Origin of the sequence: Algoriphagus marinus (assembly GCF_001936475.1) — a bacterium.
In the GTDB taxonomy this organism is placed as follows: domain Bacteria; phylum Bacteroidota; class Bacteroidia; order Cytophagales; family Cyclobacteriaceae; genus Algoriphagus; species Algoriphagus marinus.
Genome location: NZ_MSPQ01000010.1, coordinates 44,877 through 60,670, shown reverse-complemented (window position 1 = coordinate 60,670; position 15,794 = coordinate 44,877). Strand labels below are relative to the sequence as shown.

Annotated in this window: 13 protein-coding genes; 11 read left to right on the top strand and 2 right to left on the bottom strand. The window is 39.1% G+C overall.

What is annotated here, in order from left to right; translation table 11 throughout:
• Positions 1-4: 4 nt before the first annotated feature.
• The 6 genes from coaBC (at position 5) to BVC88_RS15935 (ending at position 7,494) form a co-directional block, all read left to right on the top strand.
• Positions 5-1,213, top strand: a complete 1,209-nt coding sequence (coaBC, locus tag BVC88_RS15960; protein ID WP_075351720.1) for a bifunctional phosphopantothenoylcysteine decarboxylase/phosphopantothenate--cysteine ligase CoaBC — start codon at positions 5-7, stop codon at positions 1,211-1,213.
• A gap of 29 nt (positions 1,214-1,242) precedes the next feature.
• The gene (gene porD, locus BVC88_RS15955) at positions 1,243-2,145 is read left to right on the top strand and encodes a type IX secretion system protein PorD (protein WP_075351875.1); all 903 of its coding nucleotides are present in this window, start codon (positions 1,243-1,245) and stop codon (positions 2,143-2,145) included.
• A 38-nt stretch (positions 2,146-2,183) separates the two neighbouring features.
• Positions 2,184-3,833, top strand: a complete 1,650-nt coding sequence (recN, locus tag BVC88_RS15950; protein ID WP_075351719.1) for a DNA repair protein RecN — start codon at positions 2,184-2,186, stop codon at positions 3,831-3,833.
• A gap of 84 nt (positions 3,834-3,917) precedes the next feature.
• Positions 3,918-4,733: an enoyl-ACP reductase FabI gene (locus BVC88_RS15945; protein WP_075351718.1), complete on the top strand. Its 816-nt coding sequence runs from the start codon at positions 3,918-3,920 to the stop codon at positions 4,731-4,733.
• Positions 4,734-5,048: 315 nt separating this feature from the next.
• The gene (locus BVC88_RS15940; protein ID WP_075351717.1) at positions 5,049-6,641 is read left to right on the top strand and encodes an amidohydrolase family protein; all 1,593 of its coding nucleotides are present in this window, start codon (positions 5,049-5,051) and stop codon (positions 6,639-6,641) included.
• A 49-nt stretch (positions 6,642-6,690) separates the two neighbouring features.
• Positions 6,691-7,494 (top strand): alpha/beta fold hydrolase, encoded by an 804-nt coding sequence (locus tag BVC88_RS15935; RefSeq protein WP_075351716.1) that lies wholly within the window; start codon positions 6,691-6,693, stop codon positions 7,492-7,494.
• Between the two features lie 32 nt (positions 7,495-7,526).
• Here BVC88_RS15935 and BVC88_RS15930 read toward each other — a convergent pair whose 3' ends face one another.
• Together BVC88_RS15930 and BVC88_RS15925 are read right to left on the bottom strand one after the other, a co-directional pair.
• Positions 7,527-8,390: a glycoside hydrolase family 16 protein gene (locus BVC88_RS15930; protein ID WP_083639133.1), complete on the bottom strand. Its 864-nt coding sequence runs from the start codon at positions 8,388-8,390 to the stop codon at positions 7,527-7,529.
• Positions 8,391-8,453: 63 nt separating this feature from the next.
• Positions 8,454-9,857 carry a COG1361 family protein gene (locus BVC88_RS15925; RefSeq protein ID WP_075351715.1) on the bottom strand — a complete coding sequence of 468 codons (1,404 nt, stop codon included), beginning with the start codon at positions 9,855-9,857 and terminating at the stop codon, positions 8,454-8,456.
• Between the two features lie 206 nt (positions 9,858-10,063).
• Between BVC88_RS15925 and BVC88_RS15920 the strand changes: the two genes are divergently transcribed.
• The 5 genes from BVC88_RS15920 to BVC88_RS15900 all read left to right on the top strand — a co-directional run bounded on the left by BVC88_RS15920 (position 10,064) and on the right by BVC88_RS15900 (position 15,769).
• A complete protein-coding gene (locus tag BVC88_RS15920) occupies positions 10,064-12,964 on the top strand; it encodes a triple tyrosine motif-containing protein (protein ID WP_075351714.1) in 2,901 nt (966 codons plus the stop codon).
• 113 nt (positions 12,965-13,077) lie between these two features.
• A complete protein-coding gene (locus BVC88_RS15915; RefSeq protein ID WP_075351713.1) occupies positions 13,078-13,530 on the top strand; it encodes a MarR family winged helix-turn-helix transcriptional regulator in 453 nt (150 codons plus the stop codon).
• A 78-nt stretch (positions 13,531-13,608) separates the two neighbouring features.
• The gene (locus BVC88_RS15910; RefSeq protein ID WP_075351712.1) at positions 13,609-14,163 is read left to right on the top strand and encodes a YceI family protein; all 555 of its coding nucleotides are present in this window, start codon (positions 13,609-13,611) and stop codon (positions 14,161-14,163) included.
• A 51-nt stretch (positions 14,164-14,214) separates the two neighbouring features.
• Positions 14,215-15,165 (top strand): ring-cleaving dioxygenase, encoded by a 951-nt coding sequence (locus BVC88_RS15905; RefSeq protein WP_075351711.1) that lies wholly within the window; start codon positions 14,215-14,217, stop codon positions 15,163-15,165.
• Positions 15,158-15,769: an alpha/beta hydrolase gene (locus BVC88_RS15900; protein ID WP_075351710.1), complete on the top strand. Its 612-nt coding sequence runs from the start codon at positions 15,158-15,160 to the stop codon at positions 15,767-15,769. The genes BVC88_RS15905 and BVC88_RS15900 overlap by 8 nt, the downstream gene beginning before the upstream one ends.
• Positions 15,770-15,794: the final 25 nt, after the last annotated feature.

Here is a 15,794-nt window from a genome sequence, read left to right as displayed (position 1 = left end):
TCTTATGAGCCTTCAGGGTAAGAAAATTTTATTAGGGGTGACTGGCAGCATCGCTGCATATAAGTCGGCTCATCTTACTCGATTATTGGTCAAAGCTGGAGCAGAAGTGCAAATCATTATGAGCGCTTCTGCTTCTGATTTTATCACCCCTCTCACCTTAGCTACACTTTCCAAAAATCCCGTCTTAAGTCAATTTAAGAAAGACGAGACTGGAGAATGGAATAATCATGTGAAGCTAGGTCTCTGGGCTGACTTATTTTTAATAGCACCAGTCAGTGCAAATACTCTTGCAAAATTTGCGAATGGGCTTTGTGACAATCTTTTATCGGCAGTATATCTCTCTGCTCGTTGCCCAGTGATGCTTGCCCCGGCAATGGACTTAGATATGTATCAGCACCCATCGGTACTGGCAAATATGTCCAAGTTGAGATCATTCGGAAATCAAATCTTAGATGCTGAATCCGGTGAGCTTGCAAGCGGGCTATCAGGTCAAGGCAGAATGATGGAACCTGAGCACATCCTTTTGGAACTCCTTCGATATTTCAATTCCTCACAAGAGTTTAAAGGAAAAAAAGTCTTAATTACAATGGGACCCACCCAGGAAGCGTTAGATCCTGTGAGATTTATCAGTAATCATTCCAGTGGAAAAATGGGGCTGGCACTTGCCAAGGCTTTTCAGGAAAGAGGAGCTGATGTTTACGTAGTTTCAGGTCCAGTTTCTTTAGAAGTTGAAAAGGAAAAATTTCATTGGAAGGATGTTAACACTGCAAATGAAATGTTCAGAGCATCCTCATCAATTCATCCTCAGATGGATATTTGTGTTTTTGCAGCAGCTGTAGCGGATTATGCACCAGCAAAAGTCTCAGAAGAGAAAATCAAAAAAAGTGATTCTAACGTGATTTTGGAGTTGAAAAAGAACGTGGATATCGCCGGCGAACTTGGAAAATTAAAAAAGATAAATCAAATCCATGTAGGCTTTGCCTTGGAGACTGAGAATGAAAAAGAGAATGCAAAGGCTAAACTTCAAAAAAAGAATTTTGACCTCATAGTTCTAAATTCGACGAGGGAAGAGGGAGCTGGATTTAAACTCGACACAAATAAAGTCGAGATTTTTCAAGGCTCAGGTCAATCGGTTTCTTCTGAAGTTTCTTCGAAGGATGTAATTGCAAATTTAATTTTGGATCAGATCAAAACTATCCCAGTTTGGATTTGAACATGGATATTTCTTTATCTTTTAGATTAATGAAAAAAGCCCTGCTTCTTTTACCACTATTCCTGATGACTATAGTAGCTTTTTCCCAAGAGCTCAATTTTACGGTTATCATTAACAGCGATAGATCTAGAATTCAAAACACAGATGTTTTCAATCAAATGAAAACCAGTTTTGAGCAATTTCTCAATAGACGATCCTGGACTACTGATGAGTTTCGGGGTGAAGAAAGAATCAAGGGTAATCTTTTGATTACAATAAACGAAGTGCCGCAGGTTGGGAGTTATAATGCCACTGTGCAAATACAAACTGTTCGTCCGGTCTATGGAACGAATTTCGAAAGCTTACTTTTTAATTTTGCAGACCGAAACTGGAATTTTGAATACATCGAATCACAGCCCTTAGAGTTTAATCGATTTACTTATTTAAATAATATCAGTTCATTGCTAGCCTTTTATGCACACATTGCATTAGGAATGGATTATGATTCATTCCAAAGTCGAGGTGGAGATGACTTTTTTGAGATCGCAAATGACATTGTCAACAATGCGCAAAAATCCGGGAGACAGGGCTGGGGACAGAGCACTTCTGATCGAAGAAATCGCTACTGGTTGATTAATGATATTTATATTTCTTCAGTTTTTTCAAAGATTCGTGATGCCTATTACTTATATCATAGACAAGGTTTGGATATTCTTCAAACTCAACCGAATCAGGCCTATCAAAATATCCTAGAATCAATTCGAATTCTGGCAGAAGCCAATAAAGCTCAGCCTAATGGAATTTTTACGATTTCCTTTATGGATGCAAAAAGCGATGAGATTTCTCAAATATTAAAGAATGCTCCATTGGATATTCGGACTGAAGCTGTCGAATTATTATTGGAAGTAGATCCCAATAATGCGAAAAAGTATAATGATTTGCTGAAAAGCTAAATTCGTTTTTCTAGTTTTACCAACCGATTTTATCCATCATGCTCAAATCACTAAGCATCGCTAATTATGCCCTGATAGACCAGCTGCTCATGCAGCCTGGAGTAGGATTGAGTATGATTACCGGGGAAACTGGTGCAGGAAAATCGATTATGTTAGGTGCTGTTGGGATGCTGCTTGGTAATCGTGCAGACACTAAAGTCCTTCTACACGAGGATAAGAAATGTGTGATTGAAGGGGTTTTTGAGATTGGGAATTATGGGTTGACCAAGTTTTTTGAGAGCGAAGATTTGGATTATGATGCTACTTGTATTGTCCGGAGAGAAATCAGTCCAAGTGGTAAATCCAGATCCTTTATCAATGATACACCGGTTTTGCTTGAGACGCTCAAGATTCTAGGTGCCAAATTGATGGATGTTCATTCTCAGCATGACACCCTCCAATTAGGCTCTGGAGAATATCAACTTGGTTTGATCGATGCATTTGCACAGACTAGCTCTGAGACAAAAGAGTATAAATCTAACTTTAGAACTTATAAAGCTGCCCAAAAGAAATTTGAGGCTTTGCAGCAACGTGCTATTGAGCTGAAAAAGGAAGCAGACTTTAATGCTTTTCAACTCGAAGAACTCAGTGCGTTGGGGCTTAGAGAGGGGGAGCAACATGAACTGGAATCTTCTCAGGAAATCCTCGAAAATGCAGAAGAAATTAAACTTAGGATGAATGAGATGCTTCATTTACTCCAAGATGAGGAGGTAGGGGTTCTTAATGGAATGACTCAGCTTAATAATGGAATGCAGGCGCTTTCTAAACTGGCTCATGTTTATGAAGAATTGAGGACCCGCTTTCAATCTTTACTAATCGAATTGCAGGATATTGAGGAAACACTCGGTGATGAGGAGAGTGCTGTAGAAGTGGATTTTGAAAAGCTGGAACATACAAGAGATCGATTGAGTAGGATTTATCAGCTTCAGAAAAAACATGGCCTAGCTACGGTTGAAGAATTGATGGCTTTGGAAAAAGAACTGGCTGAAAAAGTTTTTGAAGTTCAAAATCTGGATGAAGTCCTTCAAATTACAGCTAAAGAATTGGAGTTAGCTCAAGAAAATCTTTTTGACTCTGGTTTGAAGCTTCAAAAAAAGCGGATTTCCTGTTTTAAAGTATTTAGCAAAGAACTGGAAATTCTTCTTTCTGGCCTCGGTATGGAAAATGCTAAAATTGAGTTTGAACATAAATCTATTTCACCGAATTTAAGTGGCATTGATGAAATAGAGATTCTCTTTTCTGCCAATAAAGGGTCAGCTCCTCAACCTTTGAAAAAAGTTGCTTCCGGTGGAGAGTTTTCAAGGCTACTTTTTGCGATCAAATATTTGATGGCAGATAAGATGGCACTTCCTACACTTATTTTCGACGAAATAGATTCTGGTATTTCAGGGGAAGTCGCGCTTAAAATGGTTGGGATGATGCAGGATATTTCTAAAAATCATCAGGTTATCTGTATTACGCATTTGCCACAAGTTGCAGGAAAAGGCGATGTTCACTTTTTTGTATACAAAGACAATAGTTCCGCAAAGACGATAAGTAAAATAAAATTATTGAATCGCGAGGAGAGAATTGAAGAACTTGCAAAGATGATTGCTGGGGTTTCGCCATCAGCTTCAGCTTTGGAAAGTGCCAAGGAATTACTGCGGTAATTAGGCTGTTGTTGGGGATTGAAGTCTAGAATCATATTTTTTACCTATTTTTGAACATATTTTTGAAACCAACCCAATAGCTATATGCCAGAAAATTTGCTGAAAGGAAAAGTAGGAATCATCACAGGTGCACTGGATGAGAATTCAATTGCTTGGAAAACAGCGCTAAAAGCTAAAGAGCAAGGCGCTAAATTTGTCCTAACCAATGCCCCAATTGCTATGCGAATGGGAGCTATCAACGAACTAGCCCAGGAATGTAACACGATCGTGATTCCAGCTGACGCCACAAGTTTGGAAGATATAGAAAAACTTTATACCGAAGCAAAGGAGTACCTCGGAGGCAATTTTGACTTCCTTTTACATTCTATTGGAATGTCACCAAATATCAGAAAAGGTAGATCTTATGGTGATTTGAACTACGACTGGGCGATGAAGTCCTATGATGTCTCTGCGATTTCTTTTCATAAGATGATGCAGGTAGCTGAAAAGCAAGATGTGATGAACGAATGGGCATCAATCGTTGGGTTATCCTACATTGCCGCACAACGAGTTTTTCCTTTTTATACAGATATGGCAGATGCCAAAGCTTTACTTGAAAGTATCGCAAGAGGCTATGGCTACCGATTCGGAAAATTGAAGAAAGTAAGAGTAAATACTATTTCCCAATCACCTACAAAAACAACTGCAGGGACAGGAATTGGAGGATTTGACTCCTTTTTTAACTTTGCAGAGTCTCTCTCTCCACTAGGTAATGCCTCAGCAGAATCTTGCGCAGATTACATTGTCACTATGTTCTCAGACTTGACACGGATGGTGACTATGCAGAACTTATTCCATGACGGAGGCTACTCATTTACCGGAATCTCAGAAGAGATGATGGAAAAAGTAAAAGATTTATAACAACCACCAACCTTATACCAAAAAGCCCTTGAGATTTTCTGAAGGGCTTTTTTTTATACTTTCCTTAGTCAGGATCAAGTTTTTTGTTAAAGGATTTTCAGCTATCTTATTGATCTGATTTTACCACCATACCTTATGAAATCGAGCTTGGCTTAGATTCACAAAATGTGATTGTCATAATCCTTGAGAGATTCCATGTGGTCTATTAAAAACAATTATAAACAGATGAAATCGAGTATGACTCAAAAGTTACGTATTGGGATAATTATATTCTGCGAGATTTCATGTGGCCTTTAGAAAACAAAATATGATCATATGAAAAAGAATTTCGCACTATTCATCGTACTCGCTTTCTGGACTTTGCTTCCAGCGCTCTCTCAAATCCAACCAGCCCCAGACCGGGCTGAAGGCGACGGACAATACGGACGCTTGATACTTCGGGGAGTCATCTTAATCGATGGGACAGGAGCGCCGCCTATAGGTCCAGTGGATATTGTAGTGGAGAAAAATAAAATAGCTCAGATTCAAGTGGTGGGCTATCCAGGCCTTCCTATCCCAGAAAGCCGTCGTCCAAAAGCAGGTCCAGATGACAAAGTGTATGAACTCGAAGGTCATTATTTGATGCCTGGATTTATTGATTCTCATGGACATATTGGGGGGACTGGACAAGGTACTCCTGCAGAATATGTTTATAAGCTTTGGATGGCTCATGGAATCACTACGGTGAGAGATCCTTCTGCAGGCAATGGATTGGATTGGGTGCTGGAGCAAAAGAAAAGATCAGCTGGTAATGAGATTACAGCCCCTAGGCTTTTTGCGTATACTTCTTTTGGACAAAAAGCTGAAAAACCAATTACAACTGCTGAGCAAGCAAAATCTTGGGTTAATGAAAATAAAGCTAAAGGTGCTGATGGGATTAAGTTTTTTGGAGCAAGCCCTGAAGTCATGCAGGCAGCTATTTCAGAAAATAAGCGTTTGGGACTTCGCTCGGCAATGCATCATCAGCAACTTGATGTGGCAAGATGGAATGTGTTGAACTCAGCCCGGGCGGGATTGACTTCGATGGAGCATTGGTATGGTCTTCCAGAGGCATTATTTGAAGATCGTACGATTCAGGATTTCAGATTGGATTACAACTATCAGAATGAGCAACATCGATTCGGAGAAGCAGGAAAGCTTTGGAAGCAAGCCGCAGCACCCTATTCAGAGCATTGGAATAATGTGATGGATGAACTGTTAGCGCTGGATTTCACCCTTGACCCGACATTTAATATTTATGAAGCGAATCGGGATCTTATGAGAGCAAGGACTGCCGAATGGCATCCCGTTTACACCTTGCCTTCCCTTTGGAAATACTACCAGCCTAGTCGACAATCTCACGGTTCTTATTGGTTTGATTGGACCACAGAAGAAGAGATTCAGTGGAAGGAGAATTATAGACTTTGGATGACGTTTATCAACGAATATAAAAATCGTGGAGGTCGGGTTACAGCAGGTTCAGATTCTGGGTTCATTTATCAGTTATATGGTTTTGCCTTTATCAGAGAATTGGAATTGCTGCGAGAAGCAGGATTTCATCCTTTGGAAGTCATACGGTCAGCTACAATGTATGGGGCAGAACTCCTTGGTATGGAAAAGGAAATTGGAACTGTGGAGATTGGCAAATTGGCGGACTTTGTGATTCTTGAGGAAAATCCACTTCAAAACTTAAAGGTTTTATATGGAACTGGAGCAATCAGACTTGATGAGAATAACCAGCCAATTCGAGTGGGAGGAGTAAAATATACCGTCAAAGATGGAATCGTTTACGATGCTAAAAAATTATTGGATGATGTAAAAGTAATGGTTGAAAAAGCCAAAGCTGAAGAAAATATCATTTTAAAGCAGCCAGGATTAGATTGGGAATGAAAATTCCCTTTTCGATAGATTCTTTACAAGACAACGAACCAAAGCAAAAATGGCAGAGATAGATGTAAATGGGGTTAAGATCCACTATCAAGATACTGGAATCGGAGAGGAGACTATTGTGTTTTCACATGGCTTATTATATTCCAACCGGATGTTTCAGGATCAGATTGATTTTTTAAAAACAAACTATCGGGTCATTGGCTATGATCATCGCGGTCAAGGACAAAGTGAAGCTATTGGTCCTTTTGATATGGAGACCCTGACTGAGGATGCAGCCCAGTTGATCAAAAAATTGGTAAAGGGACCGGTTCACTTTGCGGGACTTTCTATGGGAGGATTTGTGGGTATGAGACTTGCGGCCCGCCACCCAAAATTGATCAAGAGTCTTATTCTTCTTGATACCTCTGCCAATCCAGAGCCGGTTGAAAACCTGCCGAAATATAAAATGCTAAATGGTATCGTGAGATGGTTTGGGGTCATACCTCCTGTAGCCAATCAAGTGATGCCGATTATGTTCGCTCAAAGTTGGCTTAATGATCCTATTAATAAAGAGTCAATTATCTTTTGGAAAAAGCAGTTGAGTTCAAATAAAAAGTCAATTACAGGGCCTGTAGAGGGGGTAATTTATCGAAGAGGAGTAGAAGAAGAACTTTCAAAAATCAACTGCCCTACGATGGTTATTGTCGGGGACGAGGATGTGGCTACGAAACCGGAAAAAGCTAAATTTATTCAAATGGGGATAAAAGGATCAAAACTTCATATGATCCCAGGAGCTGGACATAGTAGTAGCATTGAAAAGCCAGCAGAAGTAAATCGATTAATTGAAGATTTTTTGACTAGAAACAATCCATAAAGTAAAAAAGCCTCACAAGAGGCTTTTTTACTTTATGGATTATTCTGAAATACCCTGACATAGTCAACTATCATATGCTGTGGGAAAGTTGTACTGGAATCTGGTGATCCTGGCCAATCTCCTCCTACAGCTACGTTGAAAATAAAGAAGAATTGTCTTCTGAATTCATCTAGTTCTGCTGGACTAGTATCTATGACATGATATTGTTTGTCATCGATAAACCAACGAATAGTCGTAGCGTCCCAACTGATTGAATAAACATGGAATTCATCTGCCAGCGTTCCGGCTGTCAGCTTTTTTTCACCACCGAATTGGGCTCTTGAGCCATTATTGTCCCAGTGGACTGTGCCGTGAACAGTATTCTCTCTCCCTTGGCCACCTATCATCTCCATGATATCGATTTCTCCACATGCTGGCCACCCAACAGTATTGAAATTTGAGCCGAGCATCCATAGTGCAGGCCATAGTCCTTGGCCCCTAGGCATAACGGCTCTTATATCTATTCTTCCGTACCGAAATTGTTGTTTATTAAGGGTAATCAATCGAGAAGAAGTGTATTCACTTCCTTCAAAAGATTCTTTTTTTGCCGTAATAATCAGATTCCCATCTTGTAGAGAAGTATTTTCCCTTCGATAGAATTGAAGTTCATTATTACCCCAACCATTTTGTCCTCGTCCAGTCTCAAAAGTCCAATTTGATGTATTCAGACTATTTCCGCTAAAGTCATCCTCCCACACTAAGGTCATTCCGCCATACGAGTTTGGTGAAGTGAAACCTGTCGTCGGAATAGGGATTTTAGCAGAACTGCCTCCAAGAGTGTTAGGACTCTCTTCATCACCACAAGCTGTAATTAACCCAAGTATAAAAAGAGAGAGAATTAATTTTATTTTTTTCATAATCAATGGGATTATAAATGATAATACCCGCCTACACTAAGGGAGGCGGGTATTATGAAAATATTAGGCTGATACTAAAGTAAATGTCCACCTTACTGATCCGCCTACATTGATCTCAAGAACCATTCTTTTGGTAGTTCCATCGGAAGTAAGACTTAGTACGTCGTAAGTCACCTCGGTCGGTACAGGTACACCAGGGAGTTCACCACCATTGACTGCTTTAGGAAGCACTACATGTGCCCCAGTTCCGATTAGCTTTAATTTATTACCATTAAGCTCATAGCTGTATGATCCTGTTCCATCGTGTGGAGCTACTGGTGTGCCACAGTTGCCGTCTGGACTTCCACCTTGCCAAGATTCTAACCAAGTGGAGTTACCCATTTCAATTGAAAAATCTCCATTGGCATCAAAAGTGTAAACATCATCGAACAAACAATTTCTACCTGTTACATCACTTAATGGATTAGAGAAGAATACTTGGTTACCATCGCCCACTATAAACGCTCCTGCTTCTGGTGCAATCTTCCAATTACCCTCGACAGTGGTCGCTGTAGAAGATGCTGCTCCAGAAACTAGCTTGAATGTCCACCAAGCTCCAGGGCTAACTTGGATATGAAGTGTCATTCTTCTCACATTACCAGTTTGAGACTGCTCAGCAATAGTGTAAGTGATTTGATTAGCTGGCGTATCTCCGGCCGCAAGCTCCCCATTGTTAAATACTTTGGCTAAGCCAACATGAGCGCCTACTCCTACAAGCGTCAGACTAGTAGATGAATAAGTATAGGTATAACTTCCCTTTCCGTCAAAAGGCGCAATTGGAGTCCCGCATGCATCTGGACTAACTCCTTGCCAAGATTCTAGCCAAGTAGCATCACCCATATCGATCTTGAATGTACCGTCTGCCTCGAATGTATACGTATCATCATAAAAACATGCTCTCGAAATAATCTGACCAGCGTTGATAGAGAAGAAATCTCCTGTGCCTGGACCTGGTCCTACCGCTAATGACCCTGGAACTTGCTCCACTGACCAAACCCCAGTGATATCAAATGCAGGTTTGGCAGGTGTCACAGTAAATGAAAGGTTGTCAACGTTTGAGTTACCATTTGAATCACGTGCAGTAACATCGAAATTGTAATCACCAGCAGAAAAACCACCAGCCACTCGAATAGTTACAGTCTGCGTCCATCCGGTCAAAACTTCTTTTCCTGAAGCTACTGAAGCACCACCACTTGTGATCACATAGTCAAGTTCGCCGAGGCTACTAATTTTACTCCCTTCGACAGCATCTTTAAGGGTGACACTGATGACAAAATCTTCGCCCTCGGTGGTTCCACTTGTGACAGCTCCTAGTTGGATACTTGGGGCAGTATCTACAATTGGAATATCTGCAAAACCGTTGTCGCAAGCAGATATAATAACTACTGAAAAGAACAGTAGTAATCCGTTTTGAATTAAATTTTTCATGGGTTTATTTTTTTATTTCAAATAAGCCCATATAGTTTTCAAATTACAAAATTAAGTATGCTACAAGATTTCATCAGATGGAATTTTTTAATACATCAAAAATTCATCATTTTGCGAATTATCTTCTATTAAATAGAATTGAGCAGGGTTTAAAATTATTTCGACTTTCGCAAGACCGCGAATGTCTTTTCGCAAAAGGATAGTGTATGAAATTAATTTTACAAAGATGGATCAGGGGAATCAATTTGTTTTTTTGTATACAAGTCCTCACTTTATTGAGCATCAATGCTCAAAATAAGCAAGCCTTTCAAGGACTACCCATGATTACCAATTACAGTCCTGAAGATTACAAAGCAGGCATTCAGAATTGGGACATTATTCAAGATAAATCCGGATTTATCTATGTCGCAAACAATATGGGGGTATTGCAATTTGACGGGAAATATTGGGGGCGTTTTGGAAGTGATACCAAAGTCAGATCAATTGTCCAAGCAGAAGATAACAAGATTTATTTGGGTAGCCAAGCGGATTTCGGATACCTAGGGGCGAATATTTCAGGTGAACTTGAGTATGTATCAATAGCAGATAGTCTTCCTGATTCACTAAGGGATTTTGATGAGACTTGGAAGGTCTTTGAAATCGAAGGCAAAATTTATTTCTGCACGTTTAAAGGTATTTATATTTATGATGGAAGTAATTTGGAATATATTCCGACTGAAACCCGTCTTGATGTCTCCTTCAAAGTTGATAATAGGCTCTATTCATATGAATTTGAAAAAGGTCTGGTTCAACTGAAAGACGGAAAATTGGACACCGTTAGAAATGGCGATTTTTTCATAGATAAGAGAATCTCAAATATTCTGAATTTTGATAAAGAGACTCTTTTGATTACAACCTTTAACAATGGTGCTTTTCTTTATAATGGATCCGTTTTGCCTTTTGAATTCAAAGGCGATTTTTGGAAGGATAATTATCTAATCAATTACAGCACTAGACTTCGAAATGGCTCCATAGCTCTTGCCACTCAGAATGCAGGCCTTTTCATTATTTCGGAGGCCGGTGAATTAATCTTACATCTGGACAAATCCTCAGGGATTCCAGATTTAACCATTAACTATATTTTTGAAGATAGTTTTGAGGGGCTTTGGTTGGCTCTGAATATTGGGATTTCCCGAGTTGATCTTAATTCTCCATTTTCATTTATAGATGATAGAATGGGTTTATTGGGCGCTGGATATACTTCTCTTTTAGTAGATGAAAAACTGTATCTAGGTACCAATGTTGGATTATACCTTTTGGAGAATGGGAAGCTCCAATTTTTACCAGGATCAGAAGGACAAGTTTACACCATCCAACAAATCAATGGTCATGTGTTGATGGGGCACGATGCGGGGACTTTTCTTGTGAAAGAAAAAGAGGTTCGGCAGATTTCAAACCAAAAAGGAACTTGGATTTTTAAGCAGATGCCGGGTAATGAAAATCTTATTATTGAGGGTAAATATGACGGACTTTCACTTTTAGAATCAACCCAAAGTGGGGTTAAATATCTCCGGAAAATAAAAGGGTTTAATGAGTCTTCTCGACTAATTGAATTCGATGAACAGAATCTGTGGGTTTCACATGGATATAAAGGAGTTTTTAAAGTCAGTCTGAATGATGAAAAGACTGAAGTGGAAAGCTATAAGCTTTACAATAGTAAAAACGGATTCCCGCGAGATATATTAATTAATGTTTTTAAAATCGCTAACAGGTTAGTATTCACTGGGGATAGTGGTTTTTTTGAGTATTCAGATATTGAAGATAAATTTATTCCTGTCGAACTCTTTTCTAATATACTCGGAAAGGAAGCCACGATTATTGACATTGAAAGTGATGTCTTGAATAATCTTTATTTTATAGAAAGGGATAAGCTTGGAGTATTGAAAACTGATCCGGTGGACGGATTTAGACTTGATTATTCGAGTTTTAATAAAATCAAAAGTTTTTGGAATGACGATTTAGCTAACGTTATGGTTTTAGATGAGAAAAATATTCTCATCGGAGGGAAGAATGGATTTATACATTATTCGCCAGACCTTGATTTTTCAAGAGTTTCAGAGTCCAAAGTTCTGTTTAAATCAATCGTCAATCTTGGGGAAAAAGATTCAATTCTTTTTCAGGGCCATGATTTTGATGGGGATGTTTTTGAGCGAATAAAAGAAGTAAGTTTTCCATTCGCTCAAAACTCCATGCGTTTTGAATTTATTTCACCTCATTTTGAAAGTGGTGATGAGATAAAATATCAATATAGACTGCATGGATTTGAGGAGAATTGGTCTGACTGGACCTATGAAAACAGGAAAGAATATACTAATCTCAGAGAAGGAGATTACGACTTCCAATTAAGGTCCAGAAATATATTTGATGAAATAAGTCCTGAATTGAGTTATTCCTTCTCCATAAAACCCCCTATTTATAGAAGTGTCTTTGCCTACTTGTTTTACTTTTTCGGGACTCTTTTTACTCTTTTTCTTGCCTATAAATGGTTGGACCGCCGATACAAAATCAGTACTGTTAAAATGGAGAAAGAACAAGGTTTGGTTTTGCGTGAAAAAGAAATGGAACTTGAGAACTTAACTCAACGAGCCGAGCAAGAGATTATCAAACTTAAAAACGAAAAGTTACAGACAGAAATAGATTATAAAAATCAAGAATTGACATCTTCCGCGATGCATTTAATTCAAAAGAATCAACTTCTGGCAACTATAAAAAGTACTCTGAAAACCATTTCAAGTGAAGAAAAAAGTAAAGCATTGAATACACAGCTTTCCAGATTGATTAAGTCAATCGAGCGGGATCTTGAAAATGGAAACCAATGGGAACAGTTTTCAGAAAATTTTGATCAGGTACATGGTAATTTTATCACCCGACTAAAAGAAATGTACCCAACACTCACCCCTCAGGAGATAAAGTTTGCCGCGTACATTCGGATGAACCTTAATACAAAGGAAATTGCTAATCTGCTAGGCATCTCAGTAAGGGGAGTTGAAATTGGAAGATATCGGGTTCGAAAGAAACTTAATTTGGAGCGAAAGGATAATTTGAGTGACTATCTCATAAGATTTTAAGGGCCTAATTTGTTCTGATTCACGGTTTTCCTGTTTTTTTAAAAAAAAACTCAATAAGAATAAACCTTTTCATACATTTACATGTATATACATTAAATACAATTACAAATATCATGGGCAAAATAGAAGATGCCATTCAGCAAAAAGTATTCAAGGACCCCTACAATAAAGTCGTGGTGAACTTACTCTATACCAGCAGCTATTTGGTGACTTCCCAGCATGCTTTCTTTAAACCTCATGGAATCTCGCCTGAGCAATACAATGTGCTCCGAATTCTCAGAGGGCAAAATGGTGTTCCTACAACGGTTTCTTCTATTCAAGATCGAATGTTGAATAAAATGTCAAATGCAAGTAGGCTGATTGAAAAATTAAAACAGAAGGGGCTTGTCAAAAGAGAAGAGTGTCCAAATGATCGTAGGCAAGTAGATGTTATGATTACCGAGGACGGTTTAAACTTACTCAATCTGGTTCAGCAAGAAGTGGAAAGAGCTAATAAGCAATTTATTAACCTTGAACTAGATGAAGTAAATCAGCTGAACGATCTACTGGATAAAATGAGAGGTTAAATTTTTTACCGTAATAAATGTATAGACAACAAATGTTGAAACAAATAATAAACTAATAACAAAAAAACAAACACAATTATGAGCACAACAAAATGGACTATCGACCCAACTCACTCTGAAGTATCTTTCAAAGTGAAGCACCTGGTAATCTCTACAGTGACTGGTTTTTTCAGAAAATTTGAAGGAAGTGCAGAAAGCACATCTGATGATTTTGCAGGAGCTAAAGTGAATTTTTCTGCAGCAATAGACAGCATCGACACAAACCAAGCTGATCGTGATAATCACTTGAAATCAGGTGACTTCTTTGATGCTGCTAATCACCCAAATCTGACTTTCTCTGGAGTGATCACCAATGAAGGTGGAGATTATAAATTGGTAGGAGATCTAACTATGAGAGGAACCACTAAAGCGGTTGAGTTGGATGTAGATTTCGGTGGTGTAGCTGGCGATCCATATGGTCAGACTAAGGCAGGATTTGAAATCGACGGTAAAGTAAATAGAAAAGATTTCGGATTATCTTGGTCAGCAATCACTGAAGCAGGTAGTGTGGTAGTGAGCGATCAAGTAAGATTGCACTTGAATGTGCAGTTGGTAAAACAACAAGAAGCGGAATTAGTAGAGGAAAATTCTTAATCTAAAAGCTGCCTCAATGGCAGCTTTTTTTTCAAAAAGAAAGGAAAATAAATGAAACCATTAATCACAGGAATCCACCACATTACTGCAATCGCAGGAAATCCCCAAGCGAATATTGATTTCTATACTGGGATTTTGGGATTGAGATTGGTAAAGAAGACTATCAATTTTGATGCTCCGGATGTCTATCATTTCTATTTTGGGGATGAGCTAGGCAGACCGGGTACCGTCTTTACGACATTCCCTTTTACTGGAGCCAGAAAAGGAACTAAAGGAACAGGGGAATTGACTTATACTGCTTTTTCTATTGCTGCTGATTCTCTGGATTATTGGAAAGCTAGATTAGAGCGATTTGATGTCAAAGTTTCTGATGTGTTGACTCGATTTGGAGATAAGTTAATTCGTTTCGAAGATCATGATGGGATGGGAATAGAGCTCATCGCCAATGATCAAGATGATCGGGAGGGTTGGTCTTATGGACAGATTCCTGTTTCCCATGCCATTCGTGGGTTTTATGGTGCAACTTTAAATTTGCGAAGCAAAGAACTCACTGCTCAGCTCCTCACTAATCACATGGATTATCGATTCATTGGGGAGGAAAATGGAAGATTTAGATATGGAACTCAGGGTAAGCCGGGAGATATCGTAGATATTCTGGTCAATCATAGCGGAAATCGAGGTCAACAAAGCGCAGGAACCGTGCATCATATTGCATTCCGGACAGCCAATACCACTACTCAACTTGAGATTCAAAAAATCTTGATGAATAATGGATACCAAGTCACAGAGGTAAAGGATCGAAATTATTTTATGTCTATTTATTTTCGCGAGCCGGGTGGAGTTTTATTTGAAATCGCTACCGACGAGCCAGGCTTTGCGATTGATGAAGAGGAAGCTCATTTGGGTGAGTTATTGAAATTGCCTGAATGGGCAGAACCTAGCAGAGCACAGATCACTAAAGGACTTGCGCCAGTTGTATTATATCCTGAAAAATATGTCTAAAGTTTTGTCGGCAGGCTTGCCACTCGACCAAGCGAAAAAAGTAGCAATTCTGATCCATGGAAGAGGGGCAAGTGCCTCAGGAATTCTTGGTCTCAAAGATCATCTTCACCTTTCGGATTTTGCGCTACTAGCTCCTGAGGCGGATGGTAATTTCTGGTACCCTTACAGCTTTATGGCCCCAGATGCAAGCAATGAACCTGCTTATTCCAAAGCAATCAAGCAGTTGGAAGAAATTGTCCAAGGCTTGTACGCTAAAGGTTTCAAATCCGAGCAGCTCTACTTTATCGGTTTTTCGCAAGGGGCTTGCCTTTCACTTGAATTTGCTGCGCTTCATGCTAAGAAATATGGAGGCGTGATTGCATTCACCGGAGGGTTGATTGGAGCGGAATTGAAAAGAGAAAAATATTCTGGAGATTTTTCCTCTACTCCAATCTTTATCGGAAGTAGCAAGCAAGATTTTCATGTTCCTTTAGAAAGAATTAAACTTTCTGCCGACTTACTGGTTCAAAAGGGAGCGAAAGTAAAAACGCTGATTTTTGATGACTCGGATCATACGATTCGAAAAGAAGAAATTGATTGGGTCAATAGTAAAGTTTTAACATAAGGTTTTCTTAGATGATAAAAGGCCC

Bases quoted from the DNA above. Each gene is read 5' to 3' on its own strand.
- recN (WP_075351719.1), top strand. From the start codon at position 2,184: ATGCTCAAATCACTAAGCATCGCTAATTATGCCCTGATAGACCAGCTG.
- BVC88_RS15940 (WP_075351717.1), top strand. From the start codon at position 5,049: ATGAAAAAGAATTTCGCACTATTCATCGTACTCGCTTTCTGGACTTTG.
- BVC88_RS15900 (WP_075351710.1), top strand. From the start codon at position 15,158: ATGTCTAAAGTTTTGTCGGCAGGCTTGCCACTCGACCAAGCGAAAAAA.
- BVC88_RS15930 (WP_083639133.1), bottom strand. From the start codon at position 8,390: ATGAAAAAAATAAAATTAATTCTCTCTCTTTTTATACTTGGGTTAATT.
- BVC88_RS15925 (WP_075351715.1), bottom strand. From the start codon at position 9,857: ATGAAAAATTTAATTCAAAACGGATTACTACTGTTCTTTTCAGTAGTT.
- BVC88_RS15910 (WP_075351712.1), top strand. From the start codon at position 13,609: ATGAGCACAACAAAATGGACTATCGACCCAACTCACTCTGAAGTATCT.
- BVC88_RS15920 (WP_075351714.1), top strand. From the start codon at position 10,064: ATGAAATTAATTTTACAAAGATGGATCAGGGGAATCAATTTGTTTTTT.
- BVC88_RS15905 (WP_075351711.1), top strand. From the start codon at position 14,215: ATGAAACCATTAATCACAGGAATCCACCACATTACTGCAATCGCAGGA.
- porD (WP_075351875.1), top strand. From the start codon at position 1,243: ATGAAAAAAGCCCTGCTTCTTTTACCACTATTCCTGATGACTATAGTA.
- BVC88_RS15915 (WP_075351713.1), top strand. From the start codon at position 13,078: ATGGGCAAAATAGAAGATGCCATTCAGCAAAAAGTATTCAAGGACCCC.
- coaBC (WP_075351720.1), top strand. From the start codon at position 5: ATGAGCCTTCAGGGTAAGAAAATTTTATTAGGGGTGACTGGCAGCATC.
- BVC88_RS15945 (WP_075351718.1), top strand. From the start codon at position 3,918: ATGCCAGAAAATTTGCTGAAAGGAAAAGTAGGAATCATCACAGGTGCA.
- BVC88_RS15935 (WP_075351716.1), top strand. From the start codon at position 6,691: ATGGCAGAGATAGATGTAAATGGGGTTAAGATCCACTATCAAGATACT.